Raw genomic sequence first — 16,465 nt, forward strand, 5'->3', positions numbered from 1 at the left:
TCTCAATCAAACACCCACATAACGCTGAACGCGTTGCGTATCGGCCATTAGCATTTCTGTATCTCCTTGCCAGGCAATACGGCCCTTTTCAATCATGTAATGCCTGTCAGCCAATTTCGATAACGCCTTTACATCTTTATCGACCACCAGAATCGATTGCCCGGTGTTCTTTACCTGCGCCAGCGTCTGCCAAATTTCCTGTCGAATCTTGGGCGCCAACCCTTCCGTCGCCTCGTCAAGAATCAACAACCTGGGATTCGTCATGAGTGCGCGCCCAATCGCCAGCATTTGCTGTTCGCCGCCCGACAATTGGCCACCGCCGTTAAAGCGTCGTTCACGCAGTCGCGGGAACAACTCATACACCGAATCCAGCGTCCAACTATGGTTTAAGCCTTTGCGCTTAACCGCCGTGGCAACCAGATTTTCTTCAACACTCAAACTGGGAAAGATCAACCGCCCTTCAGGCACCCAACCTAAACCCATGGCGGCAATACGATGCATGGCCATACCACGCGTTAAGCGCGAATTAAAATGGATCTCGCCCTTGCGCACCGTGAGCATGCCCATAATGGTGCGAATCAATGTTGTTTTCCCCATGCCGTTTTTACCCATGAGCGAAACAACTTCACCTTCACCAATCGTTAACGACACATCGAACAGCACTTGTCCGCGACCATACCCGCTGTCAACCTCCTTGACAGACAACATCGCTTTTGCTCGCGTTTGCGGATTATTCATCGTTATCCCCCAGGTAAGCACGCTGCACCACCTCGCTTTCGCGTACTTCATCAACCGAACCACTAAATACAACGCGGCCGGATACCAAAACGGAAATGCGGTCCGCCAGGGAAAACACGGCATCCATATCGTGCTCAATCAGCAACACCCCATAATGCTGCTTTAGCTCGGCTAATAGTTGAACCATTTGCTGAGACTCGGTCGGCCCCAAGCCCGCCATTGGCTCATCAAGGACGAGCAGTTGCGGGTTGGCCGCCAATGCCATGGCCAGTTCAAGTTGCCTTAACTCACCGTGCGCAAGCTCAGCACAGGGGCCGTCACCGGCTTGTGCCAAGCCTACTTTGGCCAACCACTCAGATGCTTTTTTCTGCGCCGCTTCGTACCGATGCGCAGCCTTCCAGAAATGAAAGCCAAGCCCGGCATGTGCGCGAACCACTAGCGCAACATTTTCAAGCGCGCTTAATGTGGGGAATACGCTGGTAATCTGAAACGAGCGTCCCAAACCCAATTGGGCACGTTCAGCAGTCGTCAGGCCTGTAATATCCTTGCCTTCGAAATAGATGCGCCCGGAATCTGACGGCACCAGACCTGACAACTGTCCAACCAGGGTGGTTTTCCCTGCACCGTTAGGCCCAATCAAGGCGTGAATTTCACCTTTTTCAACGGTTAACGAAACATCATCGGTAACACTCAAAGCACCATAAGATTTCTTCAGGTTCTTAATTTCAAGCAATGGTGTCGTATTCATCAGTGGCCTCCCGAAGCCGCTCGATCTGCCGACAGCTCGGCACTTCGCGTGCGGGAAAACAAACCATAGATTCCGTTCTTCAGGAACAACACCCGAAACACAATCAAGGGTCCGAAAATCAGCATCCAATGCTCGGTAAGGTCGGACAGCATATGTTCAAAGCCCACAAAGACAGCCGCACCCAGAATAGGCCCCACCAACGTACCCACTGAACCCAGAATCACCATTACCAGCAACTCACCGGATACCAGCCAATTCACATAACCCGGAGCAATGTATGACGTTAAATTCGCCATGAGCGCCCCGGCCAGAGTTGCCACCGCGCCCGACACAACGAACATCACCAGCTTGTAGGGATAAGGGTCGACCCCCACCGCGTGAACACGCGTTTCGTTATCGCGCGTGGCCACCGCGATACGCCCAAAAGGCGAATTCACCAAACGTCGACTAAGGTAAAGACATGCCAGCAAAATGACCAAGCTGGCATAAAACAACGTAATGGGGTTCGATAGTGCCACACTGGGAAGAAGCGTACTTGCGGTCTCAAGGGGAAAGCCGTCGTCGCCGCCGTAAGCACGCAGGCTTTGCGCGCCGTAGAACACCATTTGCGCAAAAGCCAGCGTAATGAAAATAAAGTACAAACCGCTGCAACGCAAAGAAATAAAGCCCACGAACAAGGCGAACAAAGCGCCTAGCAGCATGGCTAAAGGCCATACGATCCAGACCGATGCATAGCCCATTGAAGCCATGATGCCCACGGTATAGGCACCAATAGCCATGAACGCCGCATGCCCGAAACTGACCAGGCCCAAATAACCCACCAGAAGGTCGAGGCTTAATGCCGCAATGGCAAAAATCAACATCCGGGTCACGAGCTTGATGTAGTACGTTTCACCCGAAAAAGGCAACAACACCACCAGCGCCAATAGCAACCAAAGAATCCAGCTTCGCCTGAATGCAGTATTGAATATTTTGCTCATGAGTGGCCTCCCCGCGTGGTGAAAAGCCCCGCAGGGCGGTAATACAAAACGGCCGCCATCAATACATACACCAGCATGTTGGCCAAGGCATTGCCTGCAGCGCCAAACCATTGTGGTGCGAAAATGCGGCCAAACGTGTCAAGCAAGCCCACCAGCAACGACGCCACCAAAGCCCCTTTCAACGACCCAAAGCCACCAATGCACACAACGGTTAACGTTAAGATAAGGATGGGGTCGCCCACCCCCGGCTGCATGGCGATAAGCGGGCCCGACATCATGCCGGCCAAGGCGGCCAGAAGCGCTGCCAGCGCAAACACAAGCGTGTACAGCACCGTTACGTTTACACCCAGGCCTGCCACCATCGTACGGTTGTCGGCGCCTGCACGAACCAACATGCCAAAACGGGTTTTGGCAACCAGCCACATCAGGATCAGCCCAGCCAAAATCGCCACCCCGGTAATCGCCAGTCGATAAACCGGGTAAGGAAAACCGAGCATTTCAGTATGCCCGTCCAGTATGTCGGGAATGCTCACAAATACCGGCGCACGCCCCCAAATCACGACAATGAGTTCGTTCAGCGTTAACGTCACGCCGAACGTTGCCAACAGTTGATCCAGATGTCCGCGCCGGTATAGGGGACGAACAATCAATATCTCGATAACGGCCGCCATAATGGCCGCCCCTACCAGGGCACACAAGGCGGCCAGCCAAAATGAACCGGTGGCTTGCGCAGCAGCGCCGGCAAGGTACCCCCCCACCATGAACATGGAACCGTGGGCCAGGTTCACCAGCCGCATCACACCAAACACCAGCGTGACCCCAATAGCCATCAAGAACAGCAACATGCCATACTGAAAGCCATTAAATAACTGCTCGAGCAGTATCGAGAAACTCATTGCCGATCCCCTAAGCCGCCGTTATTTGCCCATTGGGCATTCGGCGGCGTAGCGATCTTCCACATTCTCGGATGCCACGCCAATCAAGTTCAGAGCGAGTTTTCCATCTTCACCCTTTTCGATCCTCTGGGCGTAGATGTTCTGAATAGGCATATGATTGTGGTTGAATTTGAAATCGCCGCGAACGCTGGTAAACGGCGTAGAGCCGATTAGTTCCTGCAGCTTTTTGCGATCGATTTCTCCGGCTGGGAGCTGGGCAACGACCTTATCCAGCAGCATGATTGCGTCGTACTGTGAAGCGGCATACAAAGAAGGCTTACGACCGAACTCTTTGGTGAAATCCGCTACAAATTGCTTGTTGGCTTCATTTTCAATTCCCGCGTTGTAGTGACTTGAGAACACCGAACCTATGGCTGCATCATCGAACGCAGGCAAGAATAAGGTATCAACCCCCGCGCTGGAGAACAAAGGAATATCCAGGCCCGACTGTGCGTACTGCTTTACAAATGCAACGGCCGCGCTACCGGGATAGAACGCGAATACAGCTTCAGGTTTGGCCGCACGAATTTGTGCCAACTCGGCCGAGAAATCAAGTTGCGACTGGGGTGTGAAAATCTTCCCGAGGTTTTCACCTTTAAAGGTGCGTTCGGCACCGCCAACGTGATCCCAGCCTGCCTGGTAATCCATGCCGATAAAGTAGGCGCGCTTGATTCCCTGCTCATTCATGTAACGACCCATGGCTTCGCTCCACTGATCGTTCTGAAACGCAATGCTGTAGTAGTTAGGCGTGCAGTCTTTGCCCGCTAAAGGGGAAGGCCCCCCATTCGTGCCCAACAACGTCAGCCCGGCAGCTTCAATAGGTTTGACCATTGCCATAATTTCATTCGACGCGGTGCCGCCGGTAATAACGTCGACATTTTCTTTATCAACCAGTTTGGAGATTTCCTGCACCGCCACGCCGGGTACGGCGCGAGAATCGGCCGTATAGAGCTCCACCTCACGACCACCCAACCGATTATTCAAATGCTCAAGCGCCAGGTCGAGGCCTCGTTGTTGTTCCGCACCCAACACGCCCAACGGCCCGCTTAGCGCAGCGATGAATCCAAGTTTGATCTTGTCTTCAGCATGTGCCTGAAAGGCCAGAGCGGCCAGCGACACAGCCAATACGGCTTTTAAATTTCTTTTCATGGTTTGTCTCCTCATATAGGGAATATCAACTGCAAGGATTACGGTGCATCGGAAGTTTGATGCGCCTTCAGTTTTTCTTTGAAGTATTCGGGTATGGGTATCGACTCGCGCTGCCCTCTTACAATGCAAATAGGGGTTAAACACGCGGTGAAGACGGTGTCGCCCTCCATATCGCGGGCATGCATTAATAGCTGATAAGTACTGGTGCCGATTCGCCCTACACGCACCTCGGTATCGAACTGCTGATCGGGGCGCAGCGATTTGCGAAAATCAAATGTCAGGCCGCGTGTGGGCGTACCGAACTGATATTTGTCTTTTGCCTGTTGCGGCCCTTGCCCGAACAAACAGCCATAAAAAAGCTCGGCTGTTGAAATAACGTATTCGGCGAAGACCACCGTATACACCACCCCGGCGGGATCACACTGGCCCCACTTCACCGTTCGACGCACCGTGAAAGGCTGCTCTGAAACAACGTACTCAGTGCTAATCACTTTGCACCCCGTCGTTTGCTGTTTGTTCTGCGGCCAGCTTGTCGGCAATGTCTTTGCGCATGGCGACTTTGTCGACCTTGCCTACGCGCGTGACGGGGTAAGAATCAACAATTTCAATACGCTCGGGACACTTGAACTTTGCCAGGCCTTGCCCGGTAAGAAATTCGGCCAGCGATTTCACGCTTGGCGCATCGTACCCCTCATGCAGAATCAGATACGCACAGGCTTTTTCTCCGTAGAAAGGATCGGGCATGGCCACCAGTTTTGCGTCGGACACCGAAGGATGGCGACTAATGAACCCTTCCACTTCTTCGCAGCCAATTTTTTCACCGCCACGATTAATGTTGTCGCGCAAGCGACCCTGGAACGCGAAGTAGGATTTACCATCTACAACATGCTCAATCACCATGTCGCCGGTACGGAAGAATCCATCGGAGGTCAGTGATTTCGCAGTTGCCTCGTCGTCGCCATAATAAGCAAGCAAGCTGGACGGCCCACGAAAGCAAAGCTCACCCATCGTGCCGGGCTCGATCGGTTTTTCACTTTCAGGATCCAGCACACGAACTTCATCGAACGGGCAGCCGGAGGCGCCTTGGGTGTGATGGCGCGCAAACTCGGGCTCGTCTGGCGCGCAGCCCATCAATAAACCTTCCGTAATACCAAAAAGGTTTGAGCACGGTATACCCAAATGCTCTTCCAGTTTGCCTGAACGACTCATCGTGACGAACAACTGTAACGATGAAATGTTGTGTTGCCGGATGTTTTTATAGGCAATCAGCTGCGGTGCAATAGGACCAATAGACAGCCCATGCGTTACCTTGTGTTCCTCGATCAGCTGCAACATACGCTCGATATCGACTTTAGGCATCAATACCGACGTCAGGCCCAACACAACAGGGGGCATGAGCGCATATAACTGGCCTGCGTTATGAATAATCGGAAGCGACCAGATAATGCGCGAGTCACTGCTTATTTTGTAGCAATGAGAAAAAGCTGCACTATGGCCCAAATACTCACCGTGAAACCGGGGAATAATTTTTGGCAAACCGGTGGACCCGCCGGACAACTGGAAAGTCAGCACGTCTCGGGAGCCCAGATTAACGGCCTTTAATCGCTCGCGAGCGTCGCTTAACGGCATTCGACCGAGCAGCGTATCGAATGCGGTTGTACCCTGAGGCGCCTTGCCCCGAACCACCACTATGTGCTCGATTGCCGGATTCTCTTCGCGCATCCTTAGGGCAAACTCAACCAGATCGAACTGACTGAAATCCGCCTGCACAAAATGCGCTTTGGCCCCGCTTTTTCGGCCCAGTGCACCTATTTCCACTTCACGATATTGTGGAATAGTACAAACGGGGATGATCCCCGCTTTATGGCAGGCATGGGCCACTAAAACCGTTTCAATATTCGTGCCCAACTGGAACATGGCCCGGTCTCCCGGCGTTAGCCCCATGTCCAGTAGTGCCGCCCCAATCAGGTCGGTTTTTTCATCCAACTCCTGAAAGGTAATGGTTTGCTCATCGCTGATGAAAGCGGGCCGATTCGGGTAACGCGCCGCAGTGGCGCGTAATGCGTCACCCACTGTACTGTTCATCCAGGCGCCATTGTCCAGGTAATAAGCCGCTTTCTCATCGCTCTGATAAACCACCCCGGCAATAGGATTACGTATCTCTTGCACGTGTCTCTTCCTTACATTTTTTAAGGCTCAATGCGCACAATGTCGCGATCAAAAACGGTAATGTTGCCGTGAATCCCACTTGTAAAAAGGCCGTACCAAAGAGCCGGCTTCAAACCCAATGCTTTGCGTCCGAACTCGATGGGGCCACTCGATTTGATTAACCAATATTCCTCGCTGAAATCCGTAAGCTCACAATCGGGATTTTCTTTTGCCGCCTGAACCAACGGCTCGAACTCCGGCACTTTAAGCACGGGCAGACAAACGCTGTTGTCCGGCGCAGTCTTTAGTAAATTCCTCGCCTTACGATGCCAAACCTCATCAATAGAGGCAATGTCCGCAACCCCACCCTGGCGCTCGGTTTCCAGTTCAATAGCGGCTTCCAGGGTACGTGCTGCATCGTTGTAATCGCCTGAGTCCAGGGGACGCAATTTGCGACTGATTTCCAGGAAGTAGCCGTTGGGGTCACGAAAGTAAATAGACTCAATCACCTCATGTCGCGTTTCCACCGACACCTCAACACCCTTTTCTTGCAGTTGCTCTTTCCACGCATGTAACTCTTCTTCGGTTTCAACCAACCAGGCAGTGTGTGTGGCATCGGTCACAAAGTCCTCCGGCCACGGCTTGGCATGCTCACGGCCTTGCATGGTTTCAGGGGCCCGCGTGCCGAGGTAGTAGAAAAAGGCGATGGTGCTGCCTTGTCCGCTATCGAAAAAGAAATGCAGAAAATCGGGGTGCGTGCTGGGACCCCACCCTCGGGCCGAGATTGTGTGAATTAAAGGCAAACCCAACTTGTCGCGATAGAACTCGACCGTTTCCTTTAGTTTCCAGGTGGGTCGTGCCGTGTGGTCAACGCCTTTGAGAACCAGACGGTTTAATGCTGTGCTCATTGATCTATTCCTTACTTGAATCGTGAATCACTTCAACGAAGACTCATGTTTGCGATTGGGCTTTACGCTTTTCGGGGAAAGCGTGCTTTCAACCAATCCTGAATTAAGCGGCCGGCAATATAGCGGCCCGCTTCATCTTCTGAGCTCAACGCGCGGCCGTGATGGTCGCCTTTAACACGCTCATGCTGTTTATCAGTTGCCGCGATGTCATTGAAAATTTTCCTGATAGTTGACGGGAAACAAGCCTGGTCGCCCGTGTACTCAATTAACAACGTTGGCTGAGTCAAGGCCGGTAAGGTTTTTTCCAGTAATGCGTTCGAAGAGATACCCGACCAGGTCGATAGCCAGCTTTCCGGTGAGCACAAACGGGCGAACCCCACCGAACCGTAATTGGACGCCAAAGGATTGTTACCCCATAGAGAGCCCGGCTTTCTGTCGGATGGATCAAGCGACAAATCGAAGCAGTTAAGGTCGGCATCGGTGCGCCATACAGTCATAACGGGCGTATGAGCAGCCATTTTCTTGTCATGCTGCGTCGCGCCCGCTGACTTAACTCTCTTTCTGGCCGCCATCCGCTGCGCTACAAGTTCGTGTGCAATGGCATCAAGCCGCTGCACTCGCTCATACTGCGCCTGGCGATATCGTTCTATGAATTCAGGCGCATACGTGGCGCCTTCCTTGGGTGAGCGGTAACCGTTTTTATCGCTAAAAGGGTCAAGCGCAGAATCAACGGAAAAAGGGTCTTTCTCATCGGTAACCGATGGGTCGATGCACTGCATCAGCAACGCACCTTGGCCCGGATGCGGCGCAACGAAAATCATGCCCTGGGCTTGCGGCATTTCCAATTCAGCTAGGCCCGTGGGTCGGCCTGCCGGTGTTCCGGCGATGCGTTCCGAAGGCGGCAAGGCAGCTTGTTGAATGTAAAGACTGTAAAGACCACTTCCGCCCGAGTTGCCCAGGAACACGACATTGCGAAAACCGGCTTCGCGCAGATAAGCCATGGAGGCCGCCACATCGAAAAGCGCAATTTCGTGCTCAAGGCGCAAGTCGTTACCCACGGAACGCGGCCACTGCGACCACGCGGCATAGCCTGCCGAAACAATGTCGGGAACCAGATAATGACACGCCATGAATTCACGCGGATGCATGATGCACACCACGGTATCAGCACCGTTTGGCGGGCAATACAACGCGCCGCCTGTAGCGGCTTGGTCTTGCGTGCGCAACACTACATTGCGCGTGCTTGCATCGGCAGGCAAGTCACGCGGGGTCCAGTCCGTATTCAGAAACCCTGCTGTCACCTGCCCCGCCCCATGCACAGGCGCTTTTGATGCATCGCGATCTTTGTTCGAGTCCATACCTTGTCTCCTTCTGATTAAATTCTAATCAAAAAATTTGACATATGTGTGAAATAATTGTCTTTATAGTGGAAAACACTTAGATGAAGCACTCGGCTCGACTTCTATAATCAAACTTCTTATTGATCTAAAACTGCGATTAACTTATGCCCAAACCCCCTCGTGTCAGTGCAAAATCCTCCCGCAGGGAGCTGTTGCAAGAGTCGATACTGGAAGCCGCATCTACGTTGTTTATTCAACGTGGTTTCCAAGGCACCAGCATGGGTGATATTGCGGAAGCAATGGGGGTCACACGCACAGCCATTTATTACTACTTTCGTAACAAAGGCGATATTCTTCGCGCGCTTACCTCGGAAATCACGGAAATGGCGGGAAAAATTGCCGCCAACACACTTGAACAGCAACGCGACCCCAGCGACGCATTGGCTGAACTGGTTCGTGGCCACGCCAGGCTGGTGCTGAGCCACCCTTTACAGTTTCGGGTTGTCGAACGCAACGAAGAACACCTAACTCCCACGTTGCGCAAGAAGGCGGAAGCCTCGCGGCGTCTGGTACTGGACCGTTTCGTAACGGCCATTGAAGCGGGCATTAAAGCCGGACAGTTTCGCGACGTTGAGCCCAAAGTGACCGCGTTTGCGCTTTTGGGCATGTGCAACTGGGGGGCCTGGTGGTTCAACCCGAAAGGGGCCATTTCCCTTGAGCAAGTGGTAAACGGCATTGCCAACCTGGCCCTGAACGCCGTGGTAAGGGGCGAGGAGCGACGACTGCGCAACGACAGCATCGACGAAACGATGCGTCAATTGCGCGAAGACCTGAACTTGCTGGAAAAACGGTTAGACGTAAAAGCGGTTAAGCGGGGCTGATTAGCCGGTTAAGCAAATCGCGAAAACGTAGCCCTTTTTCCTCACGACACTTGCGCCCAACCGGCATGACAACTATATTAGTTAAAGGTAGTACTTTTAACTAATATATAAATATCATGGCCACGACAGTAAAGTTGGATGACGACCTAAAGGATCGCATTCAAAATCTTGCAAAAGCACGGCATCGCTCTGCCCACTGGATCATGCGCGAGGCAATTCGACATTATGTCGATCAAGAGGAAAAACGTGAAGCCTTCAAACAAGATGCCTTGCGTGCCTGGCAAAACTATCAAGAAAATGGACAACACTTAACATCCGATGAGGCCGACGCATGGCTGGAAAAACTTGAAGCGGGTTATTAAGCTGTCCAAACCAAAAAGTCTTGTATTTGTCACTTTTAAAGTTAATAATATGAATAAGTGACTTATTTAGGACATTAATGTTGGAATTATCTGCTCATTTCGGGCGCAAGCTTAAACAAGCACGTGTGGAGCGCGCCTTAACTCAGGCGCAAGCCGCTTCGCGAGCAGGCATCAATCGAAAACTGATCATTCGGATCGAGAAAGGCGAAAACGTCGGCATCGACGAGGTGCATAAACTCGCCCATGCCCTTGGGTTTACATTGACCTTGTCCGAAACGATACGTCCAACCTGGGAAAATGCCCGTGAAATTTTCTTGAGTGACGACGATGACTGAGACGAGCTTCACCAAGTGGTATTCGCATGTTAGCGGCCTTATTAAGAGACGCCCGCAATTAAATGTGTACACAACGGTTGATTACGCCGGTGTGTTGGCTAAGGAAAGCGTGTACGCGTTCACCTACGATGTAAACGCGCAGTCGAACAAAGCACGCGAAGTTTCGCTTGGACTGCCTTTTCGAACCCGCAGCTACGCCAATGGCGATCTGTTTGGGGTCTTCTCTATGAATGAGCCGGAGGGTTATTTGCGCTTGTATATCGAAGATGCCATGAGTCGCGCAGGCATTCCGAACAAGCTGCTTTTTTTGGCGCTCTCGCAGGGGCTTCAAGTCGGCCGAGTCTCGTATGAACATCCCGAACTTGATTTGGCTCCCCCCTCTCCTGAAACAATCGAACAACTATTACATGAGCAGGACCAATCGTATTTTGGCCGCCTGATGGCAAAGTACGCCCTTCGCTCGAGCCTGTCGGGCGCGCAGCCAAAAATTATCGTTCCAACCCATATTACAACGGAACGAACGAACAAAACCTCGCTTCTCACCCCCAGCGTCATTGTCAAGGAAGCCGGAAAGGAGTTCCCCGGGTTAAGTCTTAATGAGTATTTTTGTATGTCAGTAGCCCGCGAGGCCAACCTGAATGTGCCGCGGTTTTGGCTTTCTGATGACGCCACACGCTTTATTGTTGAGCGCTTCGACCGAGACCCGTCCGGCAAACCCCTGGGCTTTGAAGATATGGCCGTACTGGCCGGTTTGAACGCAAGTCAGAAATACCTGGGCTCGTACGAATCCATCATGCGCATTGTGAACACCTATTGTGCGAATGAAGCGGCCAACCAAGCAATGTTTGAGCGAATCGCCCTTTCCGCTTTACTAAAAGACGGGGACGCGCATTTAAAGAACTTCGGCTTGGTGTATGAAGACCCGGGCAGCGAGATTTTGCCAAGCCCTGTATACGATGTGGTTTGTACCGCAATTTACCCCGATCTTGATCGCGAACTGGCGCTTAAGATGAATAAAGCCCACACATTCCCATCGACCGACAACTTGATCAAATTTGCAGAAAAATTTGGCGTTCAACAAGAGTTTGCCTGGGAAGCAACTAATCGAATTGAACGTGCAATAGATCTCGTGAGTGAACAGCTTAGCCAGGACACGCGCTTTAAGAATGATCCTAATAAAACTTTACCCAGGATTCTTACTATTTTGCGTCCCTGAGCGAGAGTTGTGGTTAAGCAAACCGTGCAAACGTATCCCGTATTTCTTGCATACTCTGCCCCGCACCTAACCCCGCAGCCAACAGTATCCGAGCTTTATGCGGCGAAAGCCAGCCGGCGGGAATCACACCCCTGCGAATCAGGTCAATTTCCGATCCGGGGAAGCCATAGGTATTCTGAAAAACCGGGCCGGCGGGCACACGCGAAGCCAGCACCACGGGAACACGCTCAAGCAACGCGTCAAGCGCATCCAGATATTGGGCCGGCAAATGCCCGGCCCCCATCGCTTCCACCACTACACCGTGATAACCCAGATCGAGCGTGGCGCGAAGCAAGGCGTCATCGCCATCCAGAACTGCTTTCACCACGGCCACACGCTCGGGCGCGACACGATTGCTGAATAGAGCGGCACGATGTTGCGGCGCCGGGTGCAGGAACCGGGGCCGACCTTCAAGGTAATACCCCACCGCGCCACCATTTATCGATTGAAACGCTTGAACCAGACCCTTGTGCATTTTTTCAACGTACAGGGCTTGATGGATTTCATCATTCAACACCACCAGCGCACCCCGATTTGCGGCCTCGGGATGGCCTGCCGTGTGAATAGCGGCAAGCAGGTTAGCCGGGCCGTCGGCACTTAACGCCGACGCGCCCCGCATGGCGCCTGTCACCACAACCGGCGCTTGTGCGTTGTGCAATAACCCAAGAAAAAATGCGGTTTCATCGATGGTGTCGGTGCCCTGAACCACAACATGACCCTGGGCAGGATCATCTTGAATCATGGCTGCCACGTTAGATAATTCAGCAAACGTGAGCGACGCCCCCGGCTTCAGAAACGGCGTTTTCACGACCACGTTGGCCACATCGCGCAAACCCGGCACCTGCGCCATTAGGTCTTCGCCCGAAAGCTTAGGGGCAATGCCGGTGCCGGCACCCCCCGCCATGGTAATGGTGCCGCCCAAAACATAAACGTGAACGGTGGGAAGCGTCATTTCTAAACACCTAAATGTCGTTGCAGAATGTCGGGACTGTTTTTCAGTTCCAACGCGGTACCGGAGTATACGAGCACGCCCGTTTCCATGATGTGTGCGCTATCAATGAGCGACAGCGCACTGCGCAGGTTTTGCTCAACCAATAACACCGTTAAGCCTTCATCCCGAAGAACACGCACCGCAGCTTCAACGTGTTGGACCATAACAGGCGCCAGGCCTTCTGTGGGCTCATCCATTAACAACAAGTCGGGGTTGCTCATGAGTGCACGCACAATTGCCAGCATTTGTCGCTCGCCGCCAGAGAGCTGATTGCCTCGGTGCTTGCGCCGTTCACCCAAACGCGGGAACAATTCAAATGCCCGGTCGATCGACCACGCACTGCGACCCGACGGTGCATCCCGGCGCGGACAAATTTCAAGATGTTCCATGACCGTAAGCGAAGCGAACAGGCGCCGCCCCTGCGGCACCAGCCCAATACCCAGGCCCGCCACCTGATCGGGCTCGCGCCCGACAAGCTCATGATCATGAAAACGAATGGAGCCCGAAATCACGCGCGGCGGGGTTAACCCCATGACTGAACGAATCAACGTTGTTTTACCCATGCCGTTACGGCCCAGCAAACCTGTGATCTTCCCTTCCGGAATGGATAAATTCACGCCGCGCAATACGCTGGCTTCACCGTAGTTGCTGTGTAAGTCTTTTATTTCAAGCATGGTGTTCCGAGGCCCCAAAGTAAACCGCCTGCACCTTCTCGTTGCGCCTGATTTCATCGGGAGTGCCTTCGGCCAACACCTCCCCGAAATGAAGGCATGTGACCCGATCGGCCAAGCCTAGTGCCAACTCCATATCGTGTTCGATAAGCAGAACAGTTAACTCGTCGGGCAACTGACGCACGATATCGGCCATGGGGCCGCGTTCGGCCGGCGACAACCCCGCCGCCGGCTCATCGAGCAACAACACCGAGGGATCACATGCAAGCGCAATCGCCAATTCAAGCTGGCGCTGCTGACCATACGACATGGCGGATGCTTTTGTATAGCGAAACTCGTGGATATTGCAGCGGGTCAACAACTCCTCAAGACGCGCCGCTTCGGTGGAAGTGGGTTTTGCGCTTCCAAACATGGAATACTTGATTTTCTGCTTTCCCCGCAACGCCAACAATATGTTTTGCTCAACGGTTAAGCCACCCAACACATTGGTAATTTGATACGTTCGCCCAATACCGGCCAGCGCCCGGCGTGTCGCCGACCATTTGGAAATGTCGTTACCGAACAAACTGATGGTGCCGGACGACAACGCCAGTTCACCTGAAATCAGTGCAAACAGTGTTGTTTTACCGGCCCCGTTCGGGCCGATGACCACATGTGTCGAGCCGGCCGTGACCTTTAGATTGACATCGTTAACGGCGCGCAACCCACCAAAGCTGCGCCCCACACCATCTAACGTCAGGGCCGGCACGGAAGAAACGCCTTGCGTCATTTGGCTACGCCCTGGAAGTCGCGACTAAAGGGTGGCTGCTTCAAATACTCTTCAGGCGACAAGTTACCAAATTGCGAAACTTCAGCATAAGAATCGATTACCGCATTCACCAACTTGCCATCGGGTCGCTCAACCACTTCCCGAATGTAGATGTTGTAAATGGGGTTGCCGTAATCATCCATATGCAGATTCTGACCAAGTGGGCTGTCGGGAATGGTGGTGCTTTTGACTGCGTCGAGGAATGCCGGAATGTCTTCCACATTACCTTGCACCTTCTTGATGGCATCGGCAATCCACAGCCCGGCGGTAAAGCCTTCCGCCGCAAAAATAGCCGGGAGAATCTTGAATTCTTTCTCATACGCGTCAACGAACTGCTTCACTGCAGGGTCATCGGCCCCTTCGGCGTAGTGGGCCGAAGAAACAATACCCAGGGCCTCGGCCGGCAACAGATTGCGAATAATGGATTGGTCGGTCGTGTTTTGTGATGTCACCAACGGGAACTGCTGCTTCATGCCGAAGCTGTACCATTGCTTGAGCAAACGTGCGGCGTCGGCACCGGTTTCAATGGCCAATACAACATCGGGAGAGAACGACGGAATTTGACCGAGGTAAGGGCTGAAGTCCGCCGTATTCAAGGGATGCCAAAGCTGCCCGGCCAAGGTGCCGCCACCTTGTGTAAAGTTTTGAATAAAGCCGCCGGCTTGCTCATGCCCGAATGTGTAATCCTGGCCAATCGTCACCACCCGCTTATAACCTTGCTTCAGGCACCAATCGGCCAGCGGCCGCGTCATTTGGCTGGCCGCAAAGCCGGCCACACGCAATACGTTGGGAATACGCGTACGCTGTGTAAGATCGTCGGCCGCCACCACCGGCATGAAATAAGGGGTTCCGGTGCCTTTGGCATATTCCGCCACCGCCAGGCCGGTGTTGGCCAGAATATCGCCCACCAGCATATGTACCTTTTGCTGCTGCACTAAGCGCCGGGCTTTCTGCAAGGCCGTATCCGGGCTGGACGCATCGTCTTCCACAATGACCTCAACCTTGCGGCCGGCCAGCTCCATCCCGGCCTGTTGCCAATACAGATTCCAGCCATCAACCAATTCCCGCCCGGCTGATGCCGCCGTACCGGTGAGCGGCGCCAGAAAGCCAATACGAATGGGGCCGGATGTTTGCGCAAGCGCCATACGCAGATTGCCGGAAACAAGAGTCAATGCGCCGGCAGCACCGGCCGTTTGAAGAAAATGACGACGATTCATTATGGACCTCCGTTTGGTCATAGTAGGTAAGAGCTGCGTTTCAAATCAGGATTTCGACGATTGACTTTTGAGCCAACGCCGGGACAGCGCACGCCCCTTGCCCAGAAGACCTTCCGGTGCAAAAAGCATGGTTAAGACAAACAACAAACCTAAAATAGTCATCCAACGTTCGGTGTAGAAACTGACGACGTTCTGCAGAAGAATAATGACGGCCGAGCCTATGAAACTGCCCCACAAAGTGCCGACCCCACCCAGGATCGCCATGAGCAAACCCTGCGTTGACAGCGCCAACGCCACACTATTCGGGCTGACAAAGTTATTCAGGTACACAATCAAGATACCGGCCACACCCGCAAAAAAACCCGACACCATGAAGCCGATGGTAAGAACGAGGGGCACGTTGTAGCCCAGTGTGCGCATGCGCGAATCGCTTTCCTTAATACCTTGCATAGCCTGGCCAAAAGGAGAGTAAACAAACCGGCGAACAATGAGCGCCATGACGGCAACGACACCCAACACAAAGTAGTAGTAAGTATCAAGGTCAGTTAGCACCTGAGGGCGCGCCACGCCCAACAAGCCATTTTCCGCGCCGGTTACCGATGTCCATCGGTAGGCAACACCCCACACCACCATGCCGAGCGCCAGCGTAAGCAGCAAGAAATAAACCCCGCTTGTGCGCACCGCCAAGGCACCGAAGATGGCCGAAACCAAGACAGCAGCGAGCAGACCGAACACGATGGCCAACCAGGGGTCACCATTCATGGTGGCCACGTAATAAGCCACCACGTAGCCGGCGGTGCCGAAAATAGCACCGTGGCCTAAAGAGGTGCGGCCCGCAAAACCCGCCAGAATGTCGATTGACATGGCGAACAAGCCGTAGATCAGGATCTCGGTTGCCAAGGTTTTCGGATAATCGCCAAAAATGTGAGGCACGCTTAGCAGGAACAACACCAAAACCCCAATGAGCGTATAGCGTATGGCAGGAGTCAGAATCATGTT

18 protein-coding genes are annotated in these 16,465 nt (G+C 53.2%); 4 read left to right on the forward strand and 14 right to left on the reverse strand.

Annotated features, from left to right (window positions below; genetic code table 11):
* Positions 1–6 precede the first annotated feature (6 nt).
* From CJO09_RS07655 to CJO09_RS07695, 9 genes are all read right to left on the reverse strand, one after another.
* Entirely contained in the window at positions 7–738 is a 732-nt protein-coding gene (locus tag CJO09_RS07655) for an ABC transporter ATP-binding protein (RefSeq protein WP_245961262.1), read from the reverse strand.
* On the reverse strand, positions 731–1,486 hold the full coding sequence (locus CJO09_RS07660) for an ABC transporter ATP-binding protein (RefSeq protein ID WP_119441828.1): 756 nt from the start codon (positions 1,484–1,486) through the stop codon (positions 731–733). The genes CJO09_RS07655 and CJO09_RS07660 overlap by 8 nt, the downstream gene beginning before the upstream one ends.
* Positions 1,486–2,466: a branched-chain amino acid ABC transporter permease gene (locus CJO09_RS07665; protein ID WP_119441829.1), complete on the reverse strand. Its 981-nt coding sequence runs from the start codon at positions 2,464–2,466 to the stop codon at positions 1,486–1,488. Before CJO09_RS07665 ends, CJO09_RS07660 begins: the two co-directional genes overlap by 1 nt.
* On the reverse strand, positions 2,463–3,362 hold the full coding sequence (locus tag CJO09_RS07670) for a branched-chain amino acid ABC transporter permease (protein WP_119441830.1): 900 nt from the start codon (positions 3,360–3,362) through the stop codon (positions 2,463–2,465). The genes CJO09_RS07665 and CJO09_RS07670 overlap by 4 nt, the downstream gene beginning before the upstream one ends.
* 21 nt (positions 3,363–3,383) lie before the next feature.
* Complete coding sequence (locus CJO09_RS07675) at positions 3,384–4,550, reverse strand: ABC transporter substrate-binding protein (RefSeq protein WP_158582735.1); 1,167 nt, start codon at positions 4,548–4,550, stop codon at positions 3,384–3,386.
* Between the two features lie 38 nt (positions 4,551–4,588).
* The gene (locus CJO09_RS07680) at positions 4,589–5,041 is read right to left on the reverse strand and encodes an acyl-CoA thioesterase (RefSeq protein ID WP_114419175.1); all 453 of its coding nucleotides are present in this window, start codon (positions 5,039–5,041) and stop codon (positions 4,589–4,591) included.
* Complete coding sequence (locus tag CJO09_RS07685; protein WP_245961263.1) at positions 5,034–6,719, reverse strand: AMP-binding protein; 1,686 nt, start codon at positions 6,717–6,719, stop codon at positions 5,034–5,036. Before CJO09_RS07685 ends, CJO09_RS07680 begins: the two co-directional genes overlap by 8 nt.
* 20 nt (positions 6,720–6,739) lie before the next feature.
* A complete protein-coding gene (locus CJO09_RS07690) occupies positions 6,740–7,606 on the reverse strand; it encodes a VOC family protein (protein ID WP_119441832.1) in 867 nt (288 codons plus the stop codon).
* Between the two features lie 62 nt (positions 7,607–7,668).
* Complete coding sequence (locus CJO09_RS07695) at positions 7,669–8,964, reverse strand: alpha/beta hydrolase (RefSeq protein WP_119441833.1); 1,296 nt, start codon at positions 8,962–8,964, stop codon at positions 7,669–7,671.
* A gap of 146 nt (positions 8,965–9,110) precedes the next feature.
* Between CJO09_RS07695 and CJO09_RS07700 the strand changes: the two genes are divergently transcribed.
* From CJO09_RS07700 to CJO09_RS07715, 4 genes are all read left to right on the forward strand, one after another.
* Complete coding sequence (locus CJO09_RS07700; RefSeq protein ID WP_114419172.1) at positions 9,111–9,827, forward strand: TetR/AcrR family transcriptional regulator; 717 nt, start codon at positions 9,111–9,113, stop codon at positions 9,825–9,827.
* A 116-nt stretch (positions 9,828–9,943) separates the two neighbouring features.
* Positions 9,944–10,189: a CopG family ribbon-helix-helix protein gene (locus CJO09_RS07705; RefSeq protein ID WP_114419171.1), complete on the forward strand. Its 246-nt coding sequence runs from the start codon at positions 9,944–9,946 to the stop codon at positions 10,187–10,189.
* 77 nt (positions 10,190–10,266) lie between these two features.
* The gene (locus CJO09_RS07710; RefSeq protein WP_114419170.1) at positions 10,267–10,524 is read left to right on the forward strand and encodes a helix-turn-helix transcriptional regulator; all 258 of its coding nucleotides are present in this window, start codon (positions 10,267–10,269) and stop codon (positions 10,522–10,524) included.
* Positions 10,517–11,740 (forward strand): type II toxin-antitoxin system HipA family toxin, encoded by a 1,224-nt coding sequence (locus CJO09_RS07715; protein WP_119441834.1) that lies wholly within the window; start codon positions 10,517–10,519, stop codon positions 11,738–11,740. The genes CJO09_RS07710 and CJO09_RS07715 overlap by 8 nt, the downstream gene beginning before the upstream one ends.
* 13 nt (positions 11,741–11,753) lie before the next feature.
* On the opposite strand, the gene CJO09_RS07720 is transcribed toward CJO09_RS07715, so the two are convergent.
* The 5 genes from CJO09_RS07720 to CJO09_RS07740 are packed head-to-tail and all read right to left on the reverse strand — an operon-like array spanning position 11,754 to position 16,462.
* Positions 11,754–12,731 carry an asparaginase gene (locus CJO09_RS07720; protein ID WP_119441835.1) on the reverse strand — a complete coding sequence of 326 codons (978 nt, stop codon included), beginning with the start codon at positions 12,729–12,731 and terminating at the stop codon, positions 11,754–11,756.
* Between the two features lie 2 nt (positions 12,732–12,733).
* The gene (locus CJO09_RS07725) at positions 12,734–13,444 is read right to left on the reverse strand and encodes an ABC transporter ATP-binding protein (protein ID WP_119441836.1); all 711 of its coding nucleotides are present in this window, start codon (positions 13,442–13,444) and stop codon (positions 12,734–12,736) included.
* On the reverse strand, positions 13,437–14,210 hold the full coding sequence (locus CJO09_RS07730) for an ABC transporter ATP-binding protein (protein WP_119441990.1): 774 nt from the start codon (positions 14,208–14,210) through the stop codon (positions 13,437–13,439). The genes CJO09_RS07725 and CJO09_RS07730 overlap by 8 nt, the downstream gene beginning before the upstream one ends.
* Positions 14,207–15,466, reverse strand: coding sequence for an ABC transporter substrate-binding protein (locus CJO09_RS07735; RefSeq protein ID WP_158536647.1), 1,260 nt, complete (start codon positions 15,464–15,466; stop codon positions 14,207–14,209). The genes CJO09_RS07730 and CJO09_RS07735 overlap by 4 nt, the downstream gene beginning before the upstream one ends.
* Before the next feature lie 45 nt (positions 15,467–15,511).
* Positions 15,512–16,462, reverse strand: coding sequence for a branched-chain amino acid ABC transporter permease (locus CJO09_RS07740; RefSeq protein WP_119441837.1), 951 nt, complete (start codon positions 16,460–16,462; stop codon positions 15,512–15,514).
* Between the last annotated feature and the right edge of the window lie 3 nt (positions 16,463–16,465).

The sequence above is a fragment of the Neopusillimonas maritima genome (assembly GCF_003576595.1).
GTDB classification, from domain to species: domain Bacteria; phylum Pseudomonadota; class Gammaproteobacteria; order Burkholderiales; family Burkholderiaceae_B; genus Neopusillimonas; species Neopusillimonas maritima.

What these genes read in the sequence shown, in the direction of transcription:
- CJO09_RS07740 (WP_119441837.1), bottom strand. Translation starts at nt 16,462, where the DNA reads ATGATTCTGACTCCTGCCATACGCTATACGCTCATTGGGGTTTTGGTG.
- CJO09_RS07670 (WP_119441830.1), bottom strand. Translation starts at nt 3,362, where the DNA reads ATGAGTTTCTCGATACTGCTCGAGCAGTTATTTAATGGCTTTCAGTAT.
- CJO09_RS07735 (WP_158536647.1), bottom strand. Translation starts at nt 15,466, where the DNA reads ATGAATCGTCGTCATTTTCTTCAAACGGCCGGTGCTGCCGGCGCATTG.
- CJO09_RS07730 (WP_119441990.1), bottom strand. Translation starts at nt 14,210, where the DNA reads ATGACGCAAGGCGTTTCTTCCGTGCCGGCCCTGACGTTAGATGGTGTG.
- CJO09_RS07690 (WP_119441832.1), bottom strand. Translation starts at nt 7,606, where the DNA reads ATGAGCACAGCATTAAACCGTCTGGTTCTCAAAGGCGTTGACCACACG.
- CJO09_RS07675 (WP_158582735.1), bottom strand. Translation starts at nt 4,550, where the DNA reads ATGAAAAGAAATTTAAAAGCCGTATTGGCTGTGTCGCTGGCCGCTCTG.
- CJO09_RS07715 (WP_119441834.1), top strand. Translation starts at nt 10,517, where the DNA reads ATGACTGAGACGAGCTTCACCAAGTGGTATTCGCATGTTAGCGGCCTT.
- CJO09_RS07665 (WP_119441829.1), bottom strand. Translation starts at nt 2,466, where the DNA reads ATGAGCAAAATATTCAATACTGCATTCAGGCGAAGCTGGATTCTTTGG.
- CJO09_RS07660 (WP_119441828.1), bottom strand. Translation starts at nt 1,486, where the DNA reads ATGAATACGACACCATTGCTTGAAATTAAGAACCTGAAGAAATCTTAT.
- CJO09_RS07705 (WP_114419171.1), top strand. Translation starts at nt 9,944, where the DNA reads ATGGCCACGACAGTAAAGTTGGATGACGACCTAAAGGATCGCATTCAA.
- CJO09_RS07710 (WP_114419170.1), top strand. Translation starts at nt 10,267, where the DNA reads ATGTTGGAATTATCTGCTCATTTCGGGCGCAAGCTTAAACAAGCACGT.
- CJO09_RS07720 (WP_119441835.1), bottom strand. Translation starts at nt 12,731, where the DNA reads ATGACGCTTCCCACCGTTCACGTTTATGTTTTGGGCGGCACCATTACC.
- CJO09_RS07655 (WP_245961262.1), bottom strand. Translation starts at nt 738, where the DNA reads ATGAATAATCCGCAAACGCGAGCAAAAGCGATGTTGTCTGTCAAGGAG.
- CJO09_RS07695 (WP_119441833.1), bottom strand. Translation starts at nt 8,964, where the DNA reads ATGGACTCGAACAAAGATCGCGATGCATCAAAAGCGCCTGTGCATGGG.
- CJO09_RS07700 (WP_114419172.1), top strand. Translation starts at nt 9,111, where the DNA reads ATGCCCAAACCCCCTCGTGTCAGTGCAAAATCCTCCCGCAGGGAGCTG.
- CJO09_RS07725 (WP_119441836.1), bottom strand. Translation starts at nt 13,444, where the DNA reads ATGCTTGAAATAAAAGACTTACACAGCAACTACGGTGAAGCCAGCGTA.